The organism is Chryseobacterium sp. (assembly GCF_008831505.1).
Taxonomy (GTDB): domain Bacteria; phylum Bacteroidota; class Bacteroidia; order Flavobacteriales; family Weeksellaceae; genus Marnyiella.
The window spans coordinates 2,329,628-2,351,720 of sequence record NZ_CP044507.1; the positions used below are offsets into that span (position 1 = coordinate 2,329,628).

25 protein-coding genes are annotated in these 22,093 nt (G+C 41.8%); 18 read left to right on the plus strand and 7 right to left on the minus strand.

Going from position 1 to position 22,093, the window contains the following annotated elements; genetic code table 11:
* Positions 1 to 34: 34 nt before the first annotated feature.
* Positions 35 to 817 (plus strand): alpha/beta fold hydrolase, encoded by a 783-nt coding sequence (locus tag F7R58_RS10970; RefSeq protein WP_158064956.1) that lies wholly within the window; start codon positions 35 to 37, stop codon positions 815 to 817.
* A 42-nt stretch (positions 818 to 859) separates the two neighbouring features.
* Positions 860 to 1,225 carry a DUF1304 domain-containing protein gene (locus tag F7R58_RS10975; RefSeq protein WP_158064957.1) on the plus strand — a complete coding sequence of 122 codons (366 nt, stop codon included), beginning with the start codon at positions 860 to 862 and terminating at the stop codon, positions 1,223 to 1,225.
* A 29-nt stretch (positions 1,226 to 1,254) separates the two neighbouring features.
* Here F7R58_RS10975 and F7R58_RS10980 read toward each other — a convergent pair whose 3' ends face one another.
* Complete coding sequence (locus F7R58_RS10980) at positions 1,255 to 2,262, minus strand: DHH family phosphoesterase (RefSeq protein ID WP_158064958.1); 1,008 nt, start codon at positions 2,260 to 2,262, stop codon at positions 1,255 to 1,257.
* 302 nt (positions 2,263 to 2,564) lie between these two features.
* Here F7R58_RS10980 and rpmH point away from each other — a divergent pair, with 302 nt between their 5' ends.
* Complete coding sequence (rpmH, locus tag F7R58_RS10985; RefSeq protein WP_076385307.1) at positions 2,565 to 2,723, plus strand: 50S ribosomal protein L34; 159 nt, start codon at positions 2,565 to 2,567, stop codon at positions 2,721 to 2,723.
* 139 nt (positions 2,724 to 2,862) lie between these two features.
* Positions 2,863 to 3,573 carry a cell division ATP-binding protein FtsE gene (locus F7R58_RS10990; protein WP_158064959.1) on the plus strand — a complete coding sequence of 237 codons (711 nt, stop codon included), beginning with the start codon at positions 2,863 to 2,865 and terminating at the stop codon, positions 3,571 to 3,573.
* Between the two features lie 20 nt (positions 3,574 to 3,593).
* On the opposite strand, the gene F7R58_RS10995 is transcribed toward F7R58_RS10990, so the two are convergent.
* The 3 genes from F7R58_RS10995 to F7R58_RS11005 are packed head-to-tail and all read right to left on the minus strand — an operon-like array spanning position 3,594 to position 6,332.
* Complete coding sequence (locus F7R58_RS10995; protein WP_158064960.1) at positions 3,594 to 4,295, minus strand: tRNA1(Val) (adenine(37)-N6)-methyltransferase; 702 nt, start codon at positions 4,293 to 4,295, stop codon at positions 3,594 to 3,596.
* Positions 4,295 to 5,749 carry a sensor histidine kinase gene (locus F7R58_RS11000; protein ID WP_158064961.1) on the minus strand — a complete coding sequence of 485 codons (1,455 nt, stop codon included), beginning with the start codon at positions 5,747 to 5,749 and terminating at the stop codon, positions 4,295 to 4,297. Before F7R58_RS11000 ends, F7R58_RS10995 begins: the two co-directional genes overlap by 1 nt.
* Complete coding sequence (locus tag F7R58_RS11005) at positions 5,739 to 6,332, minus strand: riboflavin synthase (protein ID WP_158064962.1); 594 nt, start codon at positions 6,330 to 6,332, stop codon at positions 5,739 to 5,741. Before F7R58_RS11005 ends, F7R58_RS11000 begins: the two co-directional genes overlap by 11 nt.
* A 97-nt stretch (positions 6,333 to 6,429) precedes the next feature.
* On the opposite strand from F7R58_RS11005, the gene pdxA reads away from it, so the two are divergent.
* The 11 genes from pdxA (at position 6,430) to F7R58_RS11060 (ending at position 16,487) form a co-directional block, all read left to right on the plus strand.
* On the plus strand, positions 6,430 to 7,521 hold the full coding sequence (pdxA, locus tag F7R58_RS11010; RefSeq protein ID WP_158064963.1) for a 4-hydroxythreonine-4-phosphate dehydrogenase PdxA: 1,092 nt from the start codon (positions 6,430 to 6,432) through the stop codon (positions 7,519 to 7,521).
* A gap of 141 nt (positions 7,522 to 7,662) precedes the next feature.
* The gene (locus F7R58_RS11015) at positions 7,663 to 8,184 is read left to right on the plus strand and encodes a YceD family protein (RefSeq protein ID WP_158064964.1); all 522 of its coding nucleotides are present in this window, start codon (positions 7,663 to 7,665) and stop codon (positions 8,182 to 8,184) included.
* A 26-nt stretch (positions 8,185 to 8,210) separates the two neighbouring features.
* On the plus strand, positions 8,211 to 8,414 hold the full coding sequence (gene rpmF, locus F7R58_RS11020; RefSeq protein ID WP_158064965.1) for a 50S ribosomal protein L32: 204 nt from the start codon (positions 8,211 to 8,213) through the stop codon (positions 8,412 to 8,414).
* A 125-nt stretch (positions 8,415 to 8,539) separates the two neighbouring features.
* Entirely contained in the window at positions 8,540 to 9,025 is a 486-nt protein-coding gene (accB, locus tag F7R58_RS11025; protein ID WP_158064966.1) for an acetyl-CoA carboxylase biotin carboxyl carrier protein, read from the plus strand.
* Positions 9,026 to 9,109: 84 nt separating this feature from the next.
* Complete coding sequence (gene accC, locus F7R58_RS11030) at positions 9,110 to 10,462, plus strand: acetyl-CoA carboxylase biotin carboxylase subunit (protein WP_158064967.1); 1,353 nt, start codon at positions 9,110 to 9,112, stop codon at positions 10,460 to 10,462.
* Positions 10,463 to 10,707: 245 nt separating this feature from the next.
* Positions 10,708 to 11,946 (plus strand): ornithine--oxo-acid transaminase, encoded by a 1,239-nt coding sequence (gene rocD, locus F7R58_RS11035; protein WP_158064968.1) that lies wholly within the window; start codon positions 10,708 to 10,710, stop codon positions 11,944 to 11,946.
* 3 nt (positions 11,947 to 11,949) lie between these two features.
* Positions 11,950 to 12,699 (plus strand): glycosyltransferase family 2 protein, encoded by a 750-nt coding sequence (locus F7R58_RS11040; protein WP_158064969.1) that lies wholly within the window; start codon positions 11,950 to 11,952, stop codon positions 12,697 to 12,699.
* The gene (locus F7R58_RS11045) at positions 12,696 to 13,664 is read left to right on the plus strand and encodes a hypothetical protein (protein ID WP_158064970.1); all 969 of its coding nucleotides are present in this window, start codon (positions 12,696 to 12,698) and stop codon (positions 13,662 to 13,664) included. Before F7R58_RS11040 ends, F7R58_RS11045 begins: the two co-directional genes overlap by 4 nt.
* A gap of 79 nt (positions 13,665 to 13,743) precedes the next feature.
* A complete protein-coding gene (locus tag F7R58_RS11050) occupies positions 13,744 to 14,775 on the plus strand; it encodes a hypothetical protein (RefSeq protein WP_158064971.1) in 1,032 nt (343 codons plus the stop codon).
* Entirely contained in the window at positions 14,765 to 15,598 is an 834-nt protein-coding gene (locus F7R58_RS11055; RefSeq protein WP_158064972.1) for a glycosyltransferase family 2 protein, read from the plus strand. The genes F7R58_RS11050 and F7R58_RS11055 overlap by 11 nt, the downstream gene beginning before the upstream one ends.
* 1 nt (position 15,599) lies before the next feature.
* The gene (locus tag F7R58_RS11060; protein WP_158064973.1) at positions 15,600 to 16,487 is read left to right on the plus strand and encodes a glycosyltransferase family 2 protein; all 888 of its coding nucleotides are present in this window, start codon (positions 15,600 to 15,602) and stop codon (positions 16,485 to 16,487) included.
* Positions 16,488 to 16,503: 16 nt separating this feature from the next.
* Here the strand turns inward: F7R58_RS11060 and F7R58_RS11065 are convergent, their stop codons facing one another.
* Positions 16,504 to 17,445 carry a glycosyltransferase family 90 protein gene (locus F7R58_RS11065; protein WP_229723809.1) on the minus strand — a complete coding sequence of 314 codons (942 nt, stop codon included), beginning with the start codon at positions 17,443 to 17,445 and terminating at the stop codon, positions 16,504 to 16,506.
* 20 nt (positions 17,446 to 17,465) lie between these two features.
* Positions 17,466 to 17,822, minus strand: coding sequence for a phosphomannose isomerase type II C-terminal cupin domain (locus tag F7R58_RS11070; RefSeq protein WP_158064974.1), 357 nt, complete (start codon positions 17,820 to 17,822; stop codon positions 17,466 to 17,468).
* Between the two features lie 88 nt (positions 17,823 to 17,910).
* On the opposite strand from F7R58_RS11070, the gene gltX reads away from it, so the two are divergent.
* Positions 17,911 to 19,422, plus strand: coding sequence for a glutamate--tRNA ligase (gene gltX / locus F7R58_RS11075; RefSeq protein WP_158064975.1), 1,512 nt, complete (start codon positions 17,911 to 17,913; stop codon positions 19,420 to 19,422).
* Positions 19,423 to 19,465: 43 nt separating this feature from the next.
* The gene (locus F7R58_RS11080) at positions 19,466 to 20,422 is read left to right on the plus strand and encodes an acetyl-CoA carboxylase carboxyltransferase subunit alpha (RefSeq protein WP_158064976.1); all 957 of its coding nucleotides are present in this window, start codon (positions 19,466 to 19,468) and stop codon (positions 20,420 to 20,422) included.
* An 85-nt stretch (positions 20,423 to 20,507) separates the two neighbouring features.
* On the opposite strand, the gene F7R58_RS11085 is transcribed toward F7R58_RS11080, so the two are convergent.
* On the minus strand, positions 20,508 to 21,101 hold the full coding sequence (locus F7R58_RS11085; RefSeq protein WP_158064977.1) for a DUF6759 domain-containing protein: 594 nt from the start codon (positions 21,099 to 21,101) through the stop codon (positions 20,508 to 20,510).
* Positions 21,102 to 21,244: 143 nt separating this feature from the next.
* Between F7R58_RS11085 and tsf the strand changes: the two genes are divergently transcribed.
* Positions 21,245 to 22,066, plus strand: a complete 822-nt coding sequence (tsf, locus tag F7R58_RS11090) for a translation elongation factor Ts (RefSeq protein WP_158064978.1) — start codon at positions 21,245 to 21,247, stop codon at positions 22,064 to 22,066.
* The last annotated feature ends 27 nt before the right edge of the window (positions 22,067 to 22,093 follow it).

The following is a 22,093-nucleotide window of genomic DNA, read 5'->3' on the forward strand; positions in this document are numbered from 1 at the left end:
TAGTTTCTGTTGAAAAAATTTTATAATTTTGATTATGCTTCACTACGAAATATCCAGTTCCGGCACCGAAAACCTTGTATTACTGCACGGCTTCATGGAAAATCTAATGATATGGGAGGAAATGGAGGCTTTTCTGTCCGAAAAATTCCGACTGGTAAAAATAGACCTGCCCGGCCATGGACTCTCCAAAATACTGGATGAAGTCCATACCATGGAACTAATGGCCGAAGAGGTGAAGAAGGTAACCGACAAACTAAAAATCGACAGGTTCCATTTGCTTGGCCACTCCATGGGCGGGTACACTTCGCTGGCATTCGCAGAAAAGTTTCCCCAAAGCTTAAAGTCACTGACCTTATTCTTCTCATCTTTCTATGCGGATGATGCCGAAAAAAAGGAACAGCGACGAAAAAGTTACAGGATTATCAAGGAGTCATTCCCAAATTATGTGAGAGCCGGAATCCCAAATCTTTTCAGCGAAAATGAGAAGGACATACTGGAAGGCAAAATCGAACTGGCTAAGGAGATTGCCCTCTCCACAAAAAGCGAGGGAGCCCTGGCCGCCGTGAAAGGAATGGTGGAAAGAACGGACAAAGTTTCAGTTATGGAAAATTTTGAGGGTAAGATCCTGGTGATTGCCGGAAAATACGACAATGCGGTTAAAACCGAAGTAATTCTAAAAAACCTGCCGGACCGTACCAATATTAAATCCTATTTACTGGACTGCGGACACAACGGGCATTGGGAGAAACCGGAAGTATGCGCTGCCATCCTCAATACTGAACTGCTACATAATTTGCCTAAAAATCTCGTCTTCTAGTAAGGAAGGTAATCAGGTTAAATTTCAACCCAAAATCACAATATGGAACTTCTGTCAGAGATTCTTATCGCAATCGTTGGCATAGAGCATCTTTACATCCTTTATATGGAAATGTTTGCCTGGGAAACACTGGGCCGGAAAACCTTTAAAGGCGCACTACCTGATGATCTTTTCACACCGACTAAAGGCCTGGCAGCCAATCAGGGGCTGTACAACGGTTTCCTGGCAGCCGGGCTTATCTGGTCTTTATTTATTGCCGATGAAATATGGTCGCAGAATGTGGCACTGTTCTTTTTGGGCTGTGTGGTGGTAGCGGGGGTTTACGGAGCACTCTCGGCCTCACGTAAAATATTCTTTGTGCAGGCGTTGCCTGCGATCATTGCCATTGCCGTTCTTCTGCTGAAATAAATGACCACCAGCCATAAGCACGAAGTTATTTAGAAGTCCTCCGCCTCAATCTTCTCTTTAAAGTCTGCGATAGTTTCTTCAATGGTTTTCATGTATTTCCCGCCGGCCGCGTTAATATGCCCGCCACCGTTGAAGTGATTTCTTGAAAACTGGTTCACATCCACATCATCCTTGGAGCGGAATGAGATCTTGATGAAATCTTCATACAGATCTTCCATAAAAAACGCAGAAACCTGTGTGCCCATTATGCTGAGACCGTAGTTTACAAATCCTTCGGTATCGCCTTTCTGGAAACCGTATTGCTTCAGTTCGTCACGTTTCAGCCAAAGGATTGCTACTTTACCGTCTTTCACTACTTCTATGCGGCCCAGGATAAGCGCGAGCAAATGCAGTCGCGAAACGGTATTCGTATCCCAGGTGCTGGAGGTAATCATGGCAGGATCGGCACCCTTTTCAATCAGGTTGGCGATAATCCGGTGCGTGGTCGCACTGGTGGACCGGAACCGGAATCCGCCGGTATCGGTCATGATGCCTGTATAAAGACACTGTGCGATGTCCAGGTTCACCTTATCTTCTTCTTCCAAAGCCTGAATGAAATGATAGATCATCTGCGAGGTTGCAGGAACCGTAACATCAGAATAGACAAAGTCAAAGTCATCCGGCTGCTGGTGATGGTCTATAAGAATTTTTTTTGCTCTGGCCTTCTCCAGCCACGGACCCACCAGATTGCCGCTGCGGTGTGCGGCATTGAAATCGAGGATGAAGATTACATCTGCATTGTAAATGGCTTCACCCGCAATTTTGCGCTTATAATCGGCAATGATTATTTTTTTGGATTCCGGCATCCACTTCAGGAATTTCGGGAAATCGTTCGGTACAATTACATCAGCCTCCAGACCCATCTGTTTCAGAAAATGCTTCAGACCCAAACTGGACCCAACAGCGTCGCCATCGGGGTTATAGTGAGTGATAATAACAATTTTATTTTCGGGAACAAGAAGGTTTTTAATCTCTGAAATTTCTGAAGGAGTGAACATGTACCAGTGTAAATTTAGGGCACAAATATAAGGCTTTTAGCTGCACCATCTTGGAGAACTGTCACTAAAACTGCTACGCGAAGTGGCTTAATCTACTACGGCAGCATAGTACTGAAGAAAGTATTCATTGATAACATGAAATAATCACAAGTATAATTGGTCAGAGATTATATAGGTGGGACAGTAAACTTATTAAATAGGCAACCAAACAAACTTTTACAAATTAATTTGCAGACAATAAAAACTTTCATATCTTTGCAATCTGAAAAATAAGAGATAGTATTTACTAAAAATATTTAGCGATGAGCAAAAGAACATTCCAACCATCAGAAAGAAAGAAAAGAAACAAGCACGGTTTCAGAGAAAGAATGTCTACACCTAACGGCAGAAGAGTACTTGCTGCAAGGAGAGCGAAAGGCAGAAAAAGCCTGACAGTTAGTGCTCAGCGCGCTAAGAGATAATTTTTACATCTCTACATCATATATATGCTTGAAAAAGAAATTTTTCAGGCATTTTTTGTTGTTAAACTTTTCCTAAAAATTTAGGATTACAGTACAGGATTATTTATTTTTGAAAATTATACAATTCAACTAAAGACCAATGCCGCACAGACACGAAACCGGAGAGAACATCATCAACCTTAGTAATGCTACCATTGCACAGAAAAACTTTACTGTTCTCAAAATGGTGGATCTTCACATAAAAAAAGGTAAATTCTGTTACCTGATCGGCAAAACAGGTTCCGGTAAAAGTTCTCTGCTGAAAACACTTTACGGACACATCCCCTTAGCCGCAGGCGAAGGCAGCGTGGCAGGTTTTGACCTGGCTAAACTGCGTACCTCACAAATCCCGGACCTGCGCAGACGTCTGGGCATCGTATTTCAGGATTTCCAGTTGCTGCCTGACCGCACGGTTGAAAAGAACCTGAAGTTTGTACTGCAGGCTACAGGCTGGACGGATAAAACTAAAATGGACGACCGCATCAATGAAGTTCTTGAAAGCGTGGGTATGAAAACCAAGAAACACAAAATGCCGCACGAGCTTTCCGGTGGCGAGCAGCAGCGTGTAGCGATTGCAAGGGCTTTACTGAATCATCCGGAACTTATCCTGGCCGATGAGCCTACAGGAAACCTGGATCCCGAAACGTCCAATGAGATTATGACGCTTCTGAAGAAAGTAGCGGTTGAAAACCATGCTGCCGTGGTAATGGCCACGCACGATTACCACATGATACAGAATTTTCCGGGTGAGGCTATTCGCTGTGAAGATGGAAACGTTTCAGTGCTGGACACTGCTGAACTGTTTGAATAATCCGGCCGGCTAATTTCTATTTAGCTTCCATTACCGAATACATGAAAGTCCCGGGTGGCTTCCAGATACTGTTCTGAATAAACCCTGGGGCCTTTTTCAATTACAAATTCCTGCTCCGTAGCAGGAATCTCTTTTTTGGAGAATTCCAGTACATTCCTTTTGACAGGGCCACCGGCAATTCCGAAAATATTTATCCTCCGTATCAAATGCAGTCCCAGTTGCCGGGCAATGTGTTCCAGGCCCGGGGACTGACCCGAAGGGACAATTAAGGAAATAATTCCACCGTCCCGAAGCAGGCCTACGCCGCGATGCAGAATTACAGCTGCGTCCATTTCTATAGTTTGCCGGGCGAAAACATCTTTAGCAGATTCATTAACTTCAAAATACGGTGGATTGGAAATGATAAGGTCAAATTCCGAATCGCTGCTGAATGATTTAAAATCAGCCTGCAGTGCCCGCAACCTGTCGCGATAAGGAGAATTCTGAAAATTACTGTTTGCAAGCGCCACTGCTTCGGGATTAATATCGAGAGCAGTAACGTGCAGTTCAGGATTGCGCTGTGCCAGCATTAAGGAAATAAGACCTGTTCCGGTGCCCGCTTCCAAAACCTTTTTTACACCGTCCAGATGCGACAGCGCTCCCAGGAGCACCCCGTCTGTACCTACCCGGAAAACATCAGCCTGCTGACTAATTTCAAAATTTTGGAATCGGAAAGGTTTCATTACAGATTTGTAGGCAGCGAAATGGTGAACTTAGCTCCCTTGCCGGGTTCGGATTTAACGGTGATCACCCCACCGTAATCTTCCACCATCCTGCGCACCATAGTAAGTCCCAGACCCATACCTGATGATTTGGAAGTAAAACTTGGCTCAAATATACGCTCAATCATACTGCCGTCAATTCCCACCCCGTTATCATCTACAGAGATAATTACCCTTTTGTTTATCTGCTCCAGATCTACATTAATAATAGGTTCGGCCACGTCTTCAACAGCCTGCTTTGCATTGGTAATTAGGTTGGTGATGATCCGGTTCAGATAAATGCGGTCCATTTTAATAAGGATATCTTCTCTGTTACTGTGAACAAAAATGCGGTCGTCATTAAAAATCCTGAGAATGGATTCCACCTCTGCATTCAGATGAAAGGTCTCATTATTTTTTTCCGGAAGCTGCGCAAACTGTGAAAAAGCCGTAGCCACCGTGGCTACCATATCGATCTGGTCTATCACAGATGAACTCATTTTTTTCAGCTTTTCTTTTATGTCAGGATCCGCCGGGTCAAATTTCCGTTCAAAATTCTGGATGGTAAGCTTCATGGGCGTAAGCGGATTCTTCACTTCATGTGCCACCTGTTTGGCCATTTCGCGCCAGGCTTTTTCCTTTTCACTGAAGGCCAGGCGGTCCTTATGGTCCTGAATCTGAAGTATCATCTTATTATAGGCTTTCACCAAAGCACCTAACTCATCGTTCTGATAATACGATATGGGCTGCATTTCCTTATCAAAGATAGTGATGCGGGTAATTACCTCTGAAAACCTGGAGATTGCATCTGTAAGATGTCGAGAAATAACCCAACTTAACCAAATACTGAAAACAATTACAAGCAGATTGACCAAAAGCATGTACTTAAGATACTTATTCAGAATATCCAAATACGCACTTTCGTTATGGTAGAAAGGAAAATAAACTATAGCGATAGGCTCCAGCGAGTTATTCTGAAAAATGGTATAAGAGGAGGTTTTATTAGCACCCACGGTGGCGTCGTATTCCTGCACATCGACCCTTTTGTTACCGGCAATTACGCCGTGTAAAATATTCTGTGGTATTTTTTTCTGTGCCACCAAATTTCTTTCCCGGTTGGAAAGGAGAAAATTACCGTTCAGATCATAAATTATAATATCCTGTTTAGTGATATCGGCAATTTCCAGAATCTTATCTTTCAGGACCTCGGGCAACTGCTCCGTACTTACAGGTTTCTGGCTCACGGCGTAGTCCAGTGCAGCCATAAGGCTGTTGGTCTTGTTCTGCATATCCGTACGGCTTTGCTCCTTGGCATTGTTCTTCAGCAGAAAATAGGAAAGTATAGACGAACCCGCCATGCTCAGAATACAAACTACGATAAAACCCCAGAAAACCCGGTTCCGAAGACTGTAACCTTTATATTTACTAAGTGGCATGCTTGGCTGTGAGTTTGGCTATGTATTTTCCGATGATGTCAAATTCAAGATTAACCTCATCGCCGACTTTTAAGTTTTTCATATTGGTAAAATTCCAGGTGTAAGGAATCACGGCCACCGAAAAACGGTTGTCGCCGCTCTCGGCAACGGTTAGGCTGATTCCGTTTACTGTTATGGATCCCTGCGGAACTGTTATAAAATCACTTTCCTCTTCATAGGAAAAGGTAAGCACATAACTTCCGTCCTTCTGCTCCATAGCAATAAGCCTGCCAGTCAAGTCTACATGTCCCTGCACAATATGCCCGTCCAACCGGCCGTTCATCTGCATGCAGCGCTCCAAATTCACCTCTGTGCCTACTTCCCACCTACCCAGATTTGTTTTTTTCAGCGTTTCGTCTATTGCAGTTACCACATAACCGCCCTCCAGCAACTGCACCACCGTGAGACAGCAACCATTATGCGCAACGCTTTGGTCTATTGATAATTCGTGAGCAAATGCACAGCTCATGGTAAAATGGATATTGCGGCCCTGTGTTTCTATTTTCTCCACGGTGCCGGTAGACTCAACGATGCCTGTAAACATAAAATAAAGTGTTATGGATGATGTTCGGTTGACTGTATATTAATACAGAAAGTTATTTATAAATTTGTAACCTTTAAACAAATTCAAAGATAGTGATATGAGTTCAAAACAACATAAGGTGAGGGTGGGAATTTCGGTTGGTGATTTTAACGGCATCGGCCCCGAAATCATAATGAAGACCCTGAACGACAAAAGCATCACTGACTTTTTCACACCTGTCATCTTTGCATCCGGTAAACTCTTCACTTATCAGAAAAACATCTTCAAACTCCAGCAAAGTTTCCATTATGTAAATGAGGCCTCCGAAGCTCAGGGCGGCAAAATTAATATGGTGAACCTCTGGAAGGACAATGTAAATGTAGAATTGGGCAAACCCACAGAAGAATCTACCAAAATGGCGATTGATTCTCTGGAGGCCGCTACGTCCGCATTACTAAATAACGACATCGATGTACTGGTAACCGCACCCATCAACAAGGACGAAATGATGAAGCAGGGTTTCGCTCATGCCGGCCACACCGGTTACCTGGAAGAGAAAGCCGGCAAAAAAGGACTCATGTTCCTGGTAACAGATGACCTTAAGGTCGCAGTATCCACCCACCATATTCCGGTGTCGCAGGTGGCCGCGAGCATATCAAAAGAAAAGATAAAGAAACAGATCAAACTTCTGAATCAGTGCCTTATAGAGGATTTCCAGATCCAGAAACCCAAGATTGCCGTATTGGGTCTAAACCCACATGCCGGTGATGGCGGTCAGATCGGAAGGGAAGAAATTGAAATCATTCAGCCTGCTGTTGCCGAAATCTTTGACAATGGCATAATGGCTTTCGGTCCCTTCCCGGCCGACAGTTTTTTCCAGCCGGAGAAGTACCGGAACTTCGATGCTGTACTGGCCATGTATCATGACCAGGGGCTTGCTCCCTTCAAGACCCTGGCGTACGCAGACGGAGTGAATTATACCGCGGGCCTGCCATTTATACGTACTTCACCGGATCATGGTGTCGCTTACGATATAGCAGGACAAAACACCGCCGATGAACAGAGTTTTCGTGAAGCAGTTTTTGCGGCAGTGCGGATTTTTAAAAACCGATCCGAATATCAGGCATTAATGGAATCCCGACTCAAACCAAAGCGAGCTGCAGCAGACACTGGTGTGGATGAAGATTTGCCTAAAGATTCAGCAAGGTAACATGACCATTTTTTGGTTCATGCAGATAGCGCGTTACCTTTTTAATTCTGAATGCGTTACCAAAGAGCAGCCAATTACTGAACATTGGTTGAAATATATTTGCTAATTAAAAAATAATGCATATTTTTGCACACTCATTTTATGGAGAAGCTAAGAAAATATGAAGTTGTATTTTCCGGCCTTAAAAACGGAAAGCATAACTTCCGGTTTGAGATAGATAAGGAGTTCTTTCAGCTGTTTGATACAGAGCAGGAGTTTACAGACCCCAAACTGGTTGCTGATGTTTTAATGGAGAAACACACTACTTTTCTGGAGTTCTGGATAACTACTTCAGGAACTGTAAACCTAACCTGTGATATTACGAATGATCAGTTTGACCATCCTATATCCAGCGAGATGCGGCTACTTGTACAGTTCGGTGAGGAGTATGATGACAGTGAAGAGGAAGTAATAACCATTCCGCGGAATGATCATGCCTTCAATGTAGCACAGTTTATTTATGAAGAGGTGATGCTGGCGATTCCGATGAAGAAGATTTCACCAAATATTTCCGATGAGGATATAGAGAACCTGGAGAAATACAAACCGCAGGTAGAAACAGATAAAGAACCGGAGGCAGATCCCAGATGGGACGCCCTTAGAAAATTAAAAGATAAAAATTAACATAGAATAATTAATAATTATTAGCAATGGCACATCCAAAGAGAAGACAGTCGTCTACAAGAAGAGATAAAAGAAGAACGCACTACAAGGCATCAGTTCCTCAGCTTGCTAAAGACGCTGCGTCAGGTGAACTGCACCTGTACCACAGAGCTCACTGGCATGAAGGAAAACTTTACTACAGAGGAAAGGTAGTAATGGAAAAAACGATAGAAACTACAGAAGAAGCTTAAGATCATTTCTTAACGCAAAACTTCCATTTCACATAAAAAACCACTCGATTACAATACTTTCGGGTGGTTTTTTGTTGTGTTTTCTTAAAAATTGGTATCTTTGAAACCTTAATTAAATATCAAATATGGACATTAGAGAAATACAGAACCTCATTAAATTTGTATCAAAAGCAGAGGTTTCCGAAGTGAAGTATAAAACGAAGGATTTTGAAATTACGATCAAGACTCCTCTGGCAGGAAATGACACAGTAAGCTATATCTCACAACCTGCTATGTACCAGGGCCAGGCACCTGCACCGCAGGCAGCTCCACAGGCCGCACCTGCTGCTGCAGCCGAGAAACCTGCTGAAGCTGCATCTGATGACAGTAAATACCTTACCATCAAATCTCCAATGATTGGTACTTTCTACAGAAAGCCAAGTCCAGATAAAGATGTTTTTGTTAATGTAGGCGATGAAGTATCCAACGGAAAAGTGGTTTGTGTTATTGAAGCGATGAAGCTATTCAACCAAATCGAATCCGAAATCTCAGGAAAAATCGTTAAAATCCTTGTGGATGATGCTACTCCTGTAGAGTACGACCAGCCTCTGTTCTTAGTTGACCCTTCCTAGTCATTTTAAATTGTAAATTATAGTTTCGGACATTATTTAGCCGGAATAATTTAAAATTCAGAATTTAAAATTTAAAATCAAAAGATGTTCAAAAAAATATTAATTGCCAACAGGGGCGAAATCGCTATGCGTATACTCCGCACCTGTAAGGAAATGGGCATTAAGACCGTTGCAGTATACTCTATTGCCGATAAGGACAGCCTCCATGTAAGATTTGCAGATGAAGCCGTATGTATAGGTCCGGCCATGAGCAAGGATTCCTATCTTAAGATCCCAAACATCATTGCAGCTGCTGAAATTACAAATGCAGATGCCATCCACCCAGGTTACGGATTTCTATCCGAAAACTCCAACTTTTCCAGAATCTGCCAGAAAAACGGTATCAAGTTTATTGGTGCCACACCCGAACAGATCGACCGTATGGGAGATAAAGCGAATGCGAAGGCAACGATGAAGGAAGCGGGTGTTCCCTGTGTTCCGGGTTCCGACGGTCTCATAGACTCTTACGAACATGCACTTCAGCTAGCTAAGGAAATTGGTTATCCTGTAATGATTAAAGCTACCGCAGGTGGTGGCGGAAAAGGGATGAGGGCCGTCTGGAAGGAAGAGGACCTTAAGGATCACTGGGAATCTGCCATACAGGAAGCTGTTGCCGCATTTGGAAACGGCGGCATGTACATGGAAAAACTTATAGAGGAGCCAAGGCATATTGAAATTCAGATTGCCGGCGACCAATATGGCAAAGCCTGTCACCTTTCCGAAAGGGACTGCTCCGTACAGAGAAGAAACCAAAAACTTACAGAAGAAACTCCATCACCGTTCATGACCGATGAACTTCGTGAAAAAATGGGGGAAGCAGCTGTGAAAGCGGCTGAATATATCGGGTATGAAGGCGTAGGAACCATTGAATTCCTGGTGGACAAACACAGGAATTTCTACTTCATGGAAATGAATACACGTATTCAGGTAGAGCACCCGATTACCGAGCAGGTGGTGGATTATGACCTGATCCGTGAGCAAATCCTTTTGGCTTCAGGCTCACCCATCAGCGGTATCAACTATTATCCAAAACTGCACTCTATTGAATGCCGTATCAATGCGGAAGATCCTTACAACGATTTCAGACCATCACCGGGAAAAATTACAGGTCTTAATATTCCTGGAGGACACGGAATCCGTGTAGATACTCACGTATATGCGGGTTATACCATCCCATCCAATTATGATTCCATGATTGCCAAGCTGATAACGACGGCGCAAACCCGCGAAGAGGCCATCTCCAAGATGAAACGTGCTCTGGAAGAATTCTATATTGAGGGAGTGAAGACTACAATTCCATTCCACAGACAACTTATGGAAAATGAAGATTACCTGGCCGGAAATTACACCACGAAATTCATGGAAGATTTTGTGATGGATAAGAAATTTGACCATTAAATAATCAACACTTATCGATACAGGAATCCGTCTCATTACTGAGGCGGATTCTTTTTGGTTTTATCCGGACCAGCCGTACCCAATTTTCTACCTGCAATTCCGCCAGGTATTGTCACAATACTTTTGCTGTGCACATTTTTCACGAGGATCCGATAATTCAAAATAGAAACGGGTGCAGCTGTCATAATTATTCCACCACGGGCAACTGAAAATATTTCCCTATTTTTGCTTCAAATCATGGATCAATGAATGCAATGAACAGCAGTGAATATATACAGCTTGAAGAAAAATACGGTGCCCATAATTATCATCCGCTACCGGTAGTACTGGATCGTGGCGAAGGTGTGTATGTTTGGGATGTTGAAGGGAAACAGTATTTTGATTTCCTGTCGGCCTACTCTGCTGTTAACCAGGGTCACTCACACCCAAAAATCGTGGAAGCACTTGTAAACCAGGCTTCAAAACTGGCGCTTACGTCCCGGGCCTTCTACAATTCCAAACTGGGCGAATACGAAAAGAAAATCACTGAACTTTTTGGTTTCGATAAAGTGCTGCCAATGAACTCAGGTGCGGAGGCAGTGGAAACCGCAGTGAAGATCGCCAGAAAATGGAGCTATGAAGTTAAAGGCATTTCGGAAAACCAGGCACAGATCATTGTGTGTGACAACAACTTTCACGGGCGTACTACTACAATTGTCTCATTCTCCAATGATCCGGACGCAAGTACCAATTATGGTCCCTTTACACCCGGATTTGTGAGAATTCCTTACAACAGCCTGGAAGCACTGGAGCAAATACTCCGGGAGCAGTCTGCCACAACGGCGGCATTCCTTGTGGAACCCATTCAGGGCGAGGCCGGCGTTTATGTTCCGGACGAAGGTTACTTAAAGGGAGCTTCAGAACTCTGCAAAAAATACAACGTCCTTTTTATTGCTGATGAAGTACAGACCGGTATAGCACGCACCGGTAAGCTGATTGCCTGTCATCATGAAGATGTACAACCCGATATCCTGATTCTGGGCAAGGCACTTTCCGGCGGCATGTATCCGGTATCTGCAGTTCTTGCTGATGACCACGTTATGAACGTTATTAAGCCGGGGCAGCACGGTTCAACTTTTGGCGGCAATCCGCTGGCCTGCGCAGTCGCCATGGCTGCACTTGATGTGGTTGAAGAAGACGGACTTTCTGAACGAGCTGAAAGACTGGGGAAAATGTTCCGTGCCGAAATTGAGAGAATCATTGCCAAAACCGACCTCATCGTCAGTGTACGCGGCAAAGGCTTGCTGAATGCCATCATCATCAATGATACCCAGGACTCTCCTACAGCCTGGAACCTTTGTGTGGACCTGATGAAAAACGGTCTTCTGGCCAAGCCAACGCATGGAAATATCATCCGTCTGGCACCGCCATTGGTTATCACTGAGGAACAGCTGATGGAGTGCGTTCGGATTATTGAGAAGACGGTGTTGGAATATATGAAATAGCATATGCCGGAGAAAATCAGCGGATTAATCATCACATTTAATGAAGAAAAAAATATTCAGGAAGTCCTGAAATGTTTTGACTTTTGTGATGAAATAATCGTCGTTGATTCATTTAGTACTGATCAAACAGTACAGATTGCGCGGCAAAACCCTAAGGTTAAGATTGACCAACACAAATTTGTTGATTATACGAAACAACGTAACAGAGCGCTTTCCCTGGCCGAAAATGACTGGGTTTTTTTTCTTGACGGTGATGAAAGAACCACACCGGAACTTCAAAATGAAATCATCGAAACAATAAGCGCCAAGAATGCAAAAGATGCTTATTATATTCGCAGAATCTTTTTTGTTGGGAATAAAAAAATAAAATTCTCAGGAACCCAAAATGATAAAAACTTCCGCCTGTTCCGGAAGTCTAAAGCCAAATACGCAGAAAACAAAAAGGTACATGAAACCTTAGCGGTCAATGGAACCACCGGAATACTAAAAAATAAACTCTTTCATTACTCTTTTGAAAATTTTGAAAACTTTAAGAAGAAAATGCTTTATTATGGTTTTTTGAAAGGGAAAGAACTTACAGAAAAAGGGGGAAAATATTCAGTAGTCACTCATTGGAGCAAAGTAGTTTTTAAATTTATCAAAATGTATTTTCTGAAATTAGGCTTTCTGGATGGTATAAATGGTTTACGAATAAGTTACTTGCAGGGTCTGTACGTCCATGAAACTTATAAAACTTTAAAGCAGAAGAAATGAAAATATGTGTGATAAGCTTTGACTTCTGGCATTATGATGAGCACATTGTACGCAAGCTGAATGAACGTGATATTAAGGCTCACCATATCAATATTGGAGCTTTCTCGCATAAACATTTGGGGAGCAAAATTTCGAACGCTTTCAGTAAAATATTATTTGGAAAGAACCTTAAACATCAGAAACGGCAACGGTTTGTAATAGAATCCCTTGAAAAAATCGGTTTTCAGGATCAAATTCTGGTATTAAATCCGGACACTTTAGATTCAGAGACTTTGAAGTTTATCAAAGAACGAACTTTTCGCTGCATCACCTATTTATATGATAGTTTGGAGCGCTATCCTGTGCAGGACAAACTGCATTTTTTTGATAAAATCTTTTCTTTTGATGACAAAGATGTACGGGAATTCGGTTTTGAAAAACTTACCAACTATAATTATCTTGAATACCTTCCGGCAGAGGATCAGAATCCTCAACTGGATTTGTACTATATTACTTCTTACGATAAAAACAGAAACGCCATTTTGCGGAAACTGGCTCCTGTATTGCATAAAAAAGGAATTTCGCATCGTTTTTTAATTGTGGGAAAACGAATTTGGAAAGAGCAGATTAGAGCCAGTGAACCACTGAAAAATTATGCAGTTCTGAAACGTAAAACTATTCCCGCAGCGGAAACCATCAGTGTTTATAGAAATACGAAAGCTATACTTGAGTTGATGCGGGCCGGACAAACAGGCTTAAGTTTTCGTTTTTTTGAAGCTATGGCACTGGAAAAAAAAATTATTACCAATAATCGTGAGATACCAAATTATGACTTTTATACTCCGGAAAACATTTTGATTCTGAAGGACGATTTCAGCAATCTGAATAAAGATTTTTTTGAGAAACCCTACCGCAAGTTATCCCAGGATGTTTATGACTATTATACGTTAGACAAATGGGTAGATCGCGTTTTTGATTTGAAATGAAGAAACTTCAACATATTAATCTTCACCAAAGAACTTCACCATCCGTTAATTTCAAAAAGCAAGGGAACGGGAATTTAAAATGAAATCAAATAAAAAGAACATACTTGTTTTACTGCCTTCCAACTATCAGCTATATTCACTAATAGAAAAAAATCTTTTGGAAAACGGTTACGATGCTAATGTGCTTACTCCAGATTCAGAGAAATTCAGATACAGGAACTTAAATCAGAAAATTACTAACTTCTACCAGAAGACTTTTCTTAACAATAAAGAATATAAAAGGAAACTTAAGGAGGAATTTGCAACTCAGATGCTGATAAAAGCGATAGACAAACATTCATCTTATGACTATGTGCTGGTAATAAGGGCGGATTTTTTTTCGTTAGAAATTCTAAACCATGTCAGATCGAAAACTCAAAACTTTGTAAGCTATCATTTTGATGGTATTAACAGATACCCAAAGATTTTTGAAAGGATATCAATTTTTGACAGATTTTACGTGTTTGACCGTGAGGATATAGATCAGCATCGTAATCTTGAGTTGTTACCCTGCACCAATTTCTATTTTGATTACCCTGAATTACCGGATTTAAATATTAAATTTGATTTTTATTTTTTAGGTTCCTATCACGAAAGTCGGAATGAAATATTACTGGATTTTCAAAAGTTTAGTGAAAAACACCAAATGGTGGCTAAAATGGAAATTGTTTACAATAAAGAAGATAAACCCAGTATTGATATTCAGGCTAAATTTGACTGTATACCCCACTATATCAGTTTTGAGAAGTACCTTCTGAATATACAGAATAGCAAATACATCCTTGATATTTTGATATCGGAACATAGTGGATTGTCTTTCAGGGTATTTGAAAGCCTTAAATACAAAAAGAAGTTGATTACCACCAACAAAACCATTGTGGGCTATGAATTTTACCATCCTAATAACATTTTTGTTTTAGATAGTAATTACGATCAGCTGCTGGAGTTTCTTGAATTGCCGTATGTTGAAATGGATGACTCCATTATAAAGACATATAGTTTTACAAATTGGCTTAATTATCTTTTCAAAATAGAACCTTATAGAAATATTGATTTACCCGATGTTAGTTAGTATTATAATTCCCTGCTATAATAATGAGGAGGTTATTGCAGAAACGATAGATTCTGCGCTTTCCCAGAGCTATTCGTCAGTTGAAATCATTGTCGTTGACGATGGTTCTACGGACCAATCCGCTAAGGTAGTTCAGGAAATCTGCTCCAAACATCCTAACATCATCTTTCATTCAAAGGAAAACAGAGGTCCATCTCATACCAGGAATTTCGGTGCTCAGATTTCTAAAGGAGACTATCTGGTATTTCTTGATGCTGATGACAAGCTGCATCCAGATTATGTAAAGAAATGTATTGCTGAGTATCAAAAAAATCCGGAATTAAACATTGTTTACTCAGGTGCGGAATTTTTTGGCAGCAAATCGGGTGTTTGGAAGCTGCCGGATTACAGGCCTGCCAGTTTCCTTATAGATAATTGTATTCCCATTTTCGCGATGATAAAACGGGAGGTTTTTTTTGATGTCGGTAAATTTGATGAAAATATGCATTTTATAGAGGATTGGGAACTGTGGATCAGGATACTGAAAAAATATCCGGGCGTTTACAAAATTCCTGAAACACTCTTTTATTACAGGAAATCCGGCGCAAAGAATTCTTTAACGGATTTAAATGAGAAACAGAATGATATTTCAGATAATGCACGACTCTATCTTTATAATAAACATTATTCTTATTACAAAGAAAATGGTCTTTCAATAAGCAAGCTGATCACCTCCGTGCGCGACAATTTAAAGTTCAAAGAAAAATATTATAACGTTTGGTACAGAAAGTATTTTTATAAATATTTTAAACCATCCAAATACAGGAGTTTTTACCTTAATTAATATGAAAGTATCAATCGTTACTTCTTATTACAACAGAAGGAATCTTTTTATTAAGACGCTTGAGAGCATCAGCAGACAGGTAAATGCTAATAACATTTCTTTAGAGGTAATTGCTGTAGATGACGGGAGCGATGCAAACGAAAGGCTGGAAGATCTGACATCCGTTTTTCCTTTCCTGAAAATCATTCGTATCGAAAAAAAAGACAAGTGGTATACTAATTCATGTATCCCCTTTAATATAGGATTTACTCATGCAACTGGCGAAATAATAATCCTCCAAAATCCGGAATGCTTACATTATGGGAATATTATAGATTATGCTTTAACCAATATTGACACAAATATCTACTTAAGTTTCGGTTGTTACTCATTAGACGAAGAACCAACCGACAATATCGATCATTATCTAAGTCATCCAAAAAAACTTGAAAGATTAATTTCTGACAATAATGTTGAGAATACCCGTGATGGAAGCAATAGCTGGTACAACCATTCTGTCATTAGACCCTGCGCTTATCACTTTTGCTGTGCGATTCTGAAAGAAGATTTATTGGATCTGGGCGGATTTGATCCGCTTTACGCCAATGGAGTTGCATATGACGATAATGAACTTCTTCACCGCATAAAACTGAAGAAAATGAAAGTAGAGATCATTGATAATGAGATCGTGCTTCATCAAAATCATTACAAAAGGAAATCTTCTTATAATAATCCCGTAATTCTAAACACAAAAGAACTCGATAAAAGGCAAACGCTCATTGAGAAAAACCAAAAACTGTTTGAGGAATACACCCTTAACAAAACCAACTGGAAAGTAAATGGGATTCCGGTATATACAGCAAAAAGGCCTTTTAAATTTTTTCTTGGTAAATTATTCAGAATAAAATAAAGAACAGTCCAGCATATTATTCCCCAGTAACCAAATACTTCTCGAGCACCTTCAAACTGCACAAATCTTCCACTTTCCGGTTGTAAAACTGCTCGCAGTGGCTGTGTGCATTTTCCAGAATGAACCGGCACTTGTCGGGATGGGCGAGATAATGCTGAAGCTGAGTTTCCAGATCCGAATAATCGTCCTTTATTTCAATATAATGTACGCCACCCACCAGCGAACCCTCCATAAACCATGTTTCCAGCGTAGGCTTTGGCATTACCGCAATGGAGTTGGAGGACATGACCCACTTCAGGTTGGTAGCCACGTCATTTCCCTGTAAACACAGGATGAATTTATAGTTCAGGTGGTCAACTATTGAAATTTTCTTTTTTATCCAGAGCGGATTTCCGCCCTGCGCATTCACCTGTCCCAAGTCGCAAAGCGGATGGCCGAAATACTGGCTGAAAAAATGATAGCGGTGCTCCTGAAAAACAGCTCCCCGCCCGATAAGAACATCTTTTTTAGTTTGGAAAGGCTGGTCGTTGCGAACCCATACAAAATGACGCGCTTTATCTAGATTCAGCAGTACACTGTTATGGTTATCTGCTGCAACAGGGCGGCTTTTTACAATACTTGGCAAATCGGGCACAGTAGTCACATCACCAAAAACAAAATTGATGGGAAGTTCTTCCGGAAAAAAGCGGGCGTATTCGTAGGTGTCGTGATAGTAGGTTTTAGGTGTTACCGGACTCCGCAGGTCCTTCAGCGTGCAGCAGGGTGAAGATGTTGAACTTTTAACTGAAGAACGGCAGTAATAATCGACCCGGGAAGCCACCAATTCCAATTGCGATGCGCTTAGCGAGCGCTCCAGTTCCTTAATTTTTACGCTGTATGAGGTTGTGGGTAAAATACGGCGGAGGTAGGCCTTTATATAATAAAAGAATTTAACCTGTTTTTCAACTTTTGCCATCATAACGAAATCATGCGGGAGAATTAGGATTTATCTCCGTTCCGGGCATAATCGTCCTGAAGTCTTACAATGTCATCTTCACCAAAATAAGTACCTGTCTGTACTTCTATAAACTGTAACAGTTCAGAAGAATTATTTTCAATTCTGTGTTTGGAAAACTGTGGAATGAAGATGCTCATTCCGTAACTTAGCTGGTGGTTCTCGCCATCCAGTACAACCGTAGCTTCACCCTGTATTACCGTCCAGAATTCTTGACGGTGATGGTGATACTGATATGAAAGTCGGTGCCCCGGCAGAACCTCAATTCTTTTGAGTTTGTATGTAGGTTCGTCGGCGAGCACATAATACTTTCCCCATGGTCGTTCCCCTATTTCGAGCATTGATTCATATTTGATGCAAAACTAAATAAAATATTACATTCCTGCACCAAAAGTCATTTTTTGGCTAAATTTGCCCAAATTTAAATCTATGAGTAAAGTTAGAGTTCGTTTTGCGCCCAGTCCCACCGGTCCGCTGCACCTGGGTGGTGCCAGAACGGCCTTATATGATTACCTTTTTGCAAAGAAAAACAACGGGGATTTTGTACTCCGTATTGAAGATACTGATACCGCCAGATATGTGGAAGGTGCCGAAGATTATATCATGGATGCGCTGGAATGGGCGGGCATTACGCCGGACGAAAGCCCAAGGCATGGTGGCAACTACGGACCCTACCGTCAGAGCGAAAGACGGGATATTTATGACAGGCATATCGCGGAAATCCTGAAGACGGACTATGCTTATATGGCTTTTGATACCCCCGCCGAACTGGATGATATCCGTAAGCATTATGAAGAAAAAGGCGAGGTTTTCTCCTATAATAATATTACCAGAAACCAACTCAAAAACAGTTTGGCCCTGCCTGCAGACGAAGTGCAGAAACTTCTGGACGAAAAAGCGCCCTATGTAATCCGTTTTAAAATGCCCGTGAACCGCATTTTGAACCTGGAAGACACCATTCGCGGTAAATTTGCCGTGAATACTGATACACTGGATGATAAAGTACTCGTTAAGAACGACGGTATGCCTACCTATCACATGGCCAATATCATAGATGACCACGAGATGGAAATCAGCCACGTTATCCGTGGCGAGGAGTGGCTCCCCTCTATGGGGCTTCACGTACTTCTTTACGAAGCAATGGGTTGGACCGCTCCGGAGTTCGCACACCTGCCACTTATCCTGAAGCCCGAAGGTAAAGGAAAACTGAGCAAAAGAGACGGGGCCAAATTTGGCTTTCCGGTGTTCCCGATGAATTTTACAGACCCGGAAACCAAGGAGGTTTACCCCGGTTATAAAGAACACGGCTATCTGCCGGAAGCCTTCGTAAACTTCCTGGCTCTCCTGGGTTGGTCGCCTGCAGAGGACAAAGAGATACTGAGCCTGGAAGAAATGGCGCAGGAATTTGACCTTCATAAAGTACATAAGGCAGGGGCACGCTTCAGCAAGGAGAAAGCAGACTGGTTTAACCATCAGTACCTTCAGAAAAAAAGCGATGAAGAGGTTCTTCTGATGCTGCAGGAACTGGAACCCGAAAGAACAAATGCTCTTGCTAAGGACAAACTTCTGAAAATCGTTTCCCTGATGAAAGAACGCGCCACCTTTGTAAAGGACATCTACGAAAGCGGAAAATTCTTTTTTGAAGCGCCGGAATCTTTTGATGAAAAAGCGGTAAAAAAAGCCTGGAACGACCAAACGGCGGGCATCATTACACAGTTTTCTGAAACCTTAAATGCTGATGATTTTAATGCTGCCAATCTTAAGGAAGCCATCAAAAATTTTGCTGAAACCCAAAACCTGGGCATGGGCAAGGTCATGATGCCTCTCCGCCTTGCGCTTGTAGGCGAGCTTAAAGGTCCTGATGTACCGGATATTATGGAAATAATTGGTTTTGAGGAGACTAAATCGCGTATTTCAAATGCGGTAAATAATATCGGATAAGTCTCTGCAATTTTCACTAATTTTGAAGGATAATTTTCAGGATATGCAATATTTAGAATTTGAAAAGCCAATTGAAGAACTGATGGAGCAGTATCAAACCTGTTCAATCGTAGGCGAAGATGCCGGAGTAGATGTGAAGTTGGCCTGTTCTCAGATTGAGGACAAAATCATTGAAAAGAAAAAGGAAATATATCTGAACCTTACACCATGGCAGCGCGTGCAGCTCTCCAGACATCCGGACCGCCCTTACACACTGGATTTCATCAATGGAATTGTAGATAAAGACAGCTTCCTCGAGCTTCATGGCGACCGTAATTTTGCTGATGATCCGGCAATGATCGGTGGTTTGGCTACGATAGACGGTCAGAAAGTGATGCTGATCGGAACCCAAAAAGGGCGTACCACCAAGGAAAGACAGCACCGCAGATTCGGCATGAGTAATCCCGAAGGTTACCGTAAAGCTTTACGCTTAATGAAACTCGCTGAAAAATTCCGCATTCCTGTTATTACGCTAATTGATACACCGGGAGCCTATCCCGGACTTGAAGCTGAAGAAAGAGGTCAGGGTGAAGCCATTGCACGTAATATTTTCGAGATGACGATGCTGAAGACGCCTATCTTCTGTTATATCATCGGCGAAGGTGCCAGTGGCGGTGCCTTAGGAATCGGCGTGGGTAATAAGGTTTACATGCTGGAAAATACCTGGTATACCGTAATCGCACCGGAAAGCTGCTCATCCATACTGTGGAGAAACTGGAATCATAAGGAAGATGCGGCAAATGCATTGAAACTGACTCCAAGCGATGCTTTGGAACATAAATTCATTGACGGCATTATCCAGGAACCGCTGGGTGGAGCGCATTACGAACCGCAGGTTGCCTATGACCACCTGAAACAGTCTATCCTTCAGAACATCAAGGCCTTTGCTTCATTTTCAGGCAAGGAACTGGAACAGCAAAGACAGGATAAGTTTATTGCGATGGGCCGCTTCAAAGGGTAAAAGTTATTAGAAATATAAAATAAAAAGGGCTGTCACCGTACCGGAGACAGCCCTTTCTGTTTAATTTGAAATCAGTTCAGTTTTCTTACCTCCTCGAATTCAAAGTAATAGCAATATCCTTATTGATATTCTTGGCTGATGAATATTTGGCATCACAGATACTCGTAGTCACCAGATAATTGCCTTTATCGATCAGGATATAACTTTGATTGTTGGCCTTTACATCAAGGTTATAATAATTACCTCTCCCACTGAATTTTACGATCAGGTTACAGGCCGAACGGTTGACGATCTGTACATAGGCTTCCCTCTTGTTGGGACTGTTGTCAAAGAGGTGGTTCAGGACCTTAGCGGCCATCTTACTTTTATCGTTCACGCCATCTTTAAGGTCGCTCTTTACTTCGCGCACCAATTTTCCTTTTGTAAGCGGTTCCACTTTCGGTTTGGCAGCAATATCATTAGCTGGAGTAATAAGCTGTACCAGTTTGACCCTTAAATCTCCAATGGCGGGATCGCTGGGATTATCTTTTATAAAGGCTGCGATTACTTTCGGGTCGTTACTCATCTGCGCCTGTGCAGCCGTCATTTTTGCGGCAGGAGCCTTTACAGAGGTTTTTTTCTTCTGTGCCATAGCGAGACCGCAGATCAGGATCAGAAAAAAGATATACCATTTTTTCATATTATAATTGTGATTGTTAATACATTGGACGCCTACTATAACGTAAAAAAACTATGTTTTAGTTTACATTAAATTTATTTATCTTTGCATCGCTCAAAAAAGATTCTAAACTTAACTCTTTTTTTAAATACAAAAATAAATATATGTACACACCGGTAGCTGCAGACGTAGCGAAACTTAGAAACACGACAGGGGCAGGTATGATGGACTGCAAAAAAGCTTTGGTTGAGGCAGAAGGAGACTTCGAAAAAGCAATTGAAATCCTTAGAAAAAAAGGACAGAAAGTTGCTGCCAACAGAGCCGACAGGGAATCTACTGAAGGTGCAGTTATTGCAAAAGTGAATGACGATAAAACAAGAGGGGTTATTATTGCCCTGAACTGTGAAACTGACTTCGTGGCTAAGAACGAAGAGTTTGTAAAACTTGCTCATGACCTGGCTGAAATGGCTCTTGGAAAAACCAAAGAAGAGCTTTTGGCTTCAGATTATAAAGGCATTACCGTTGCTGATAAACTGATCGAGCAGACAGGTGTTATTGGTGAAAAAATTGAAATCGGTTCTTTTGAAACCATTGAAGGACCTTTCCTGGGCGCATACATCCATGCTGGAAACAAAATCGCTGCCATCACTTCCCTTTCCGCAAACGTAAACGGATCTGAAGAGGCGGCTAAAGCAGTTGCAATGCAGGTTGCAGCGATGAACCCAATCGCTCTGGACGAAACAAAGGTTTCTCAGGAGACCATTGACAAAGAACTGGAAATTGAAAGAGACCTTCTTATCAAGGAAGGTAAACCAGAGAACATCATTGACAATATCCTGAAAGGGAAAATGCAGAAGTTCTACAAAGAAAATACCCTTGTACATCAGGCATTCATTAAGGACGGAAATATGTCTGTAAGTGATTACGTAAAATCCATTGACGCTGACCTTAAAGTAGTTGGTTTTGTAAGAGTTAGCCTTACCTAATAACCACCTATATCCCGATACATTCTC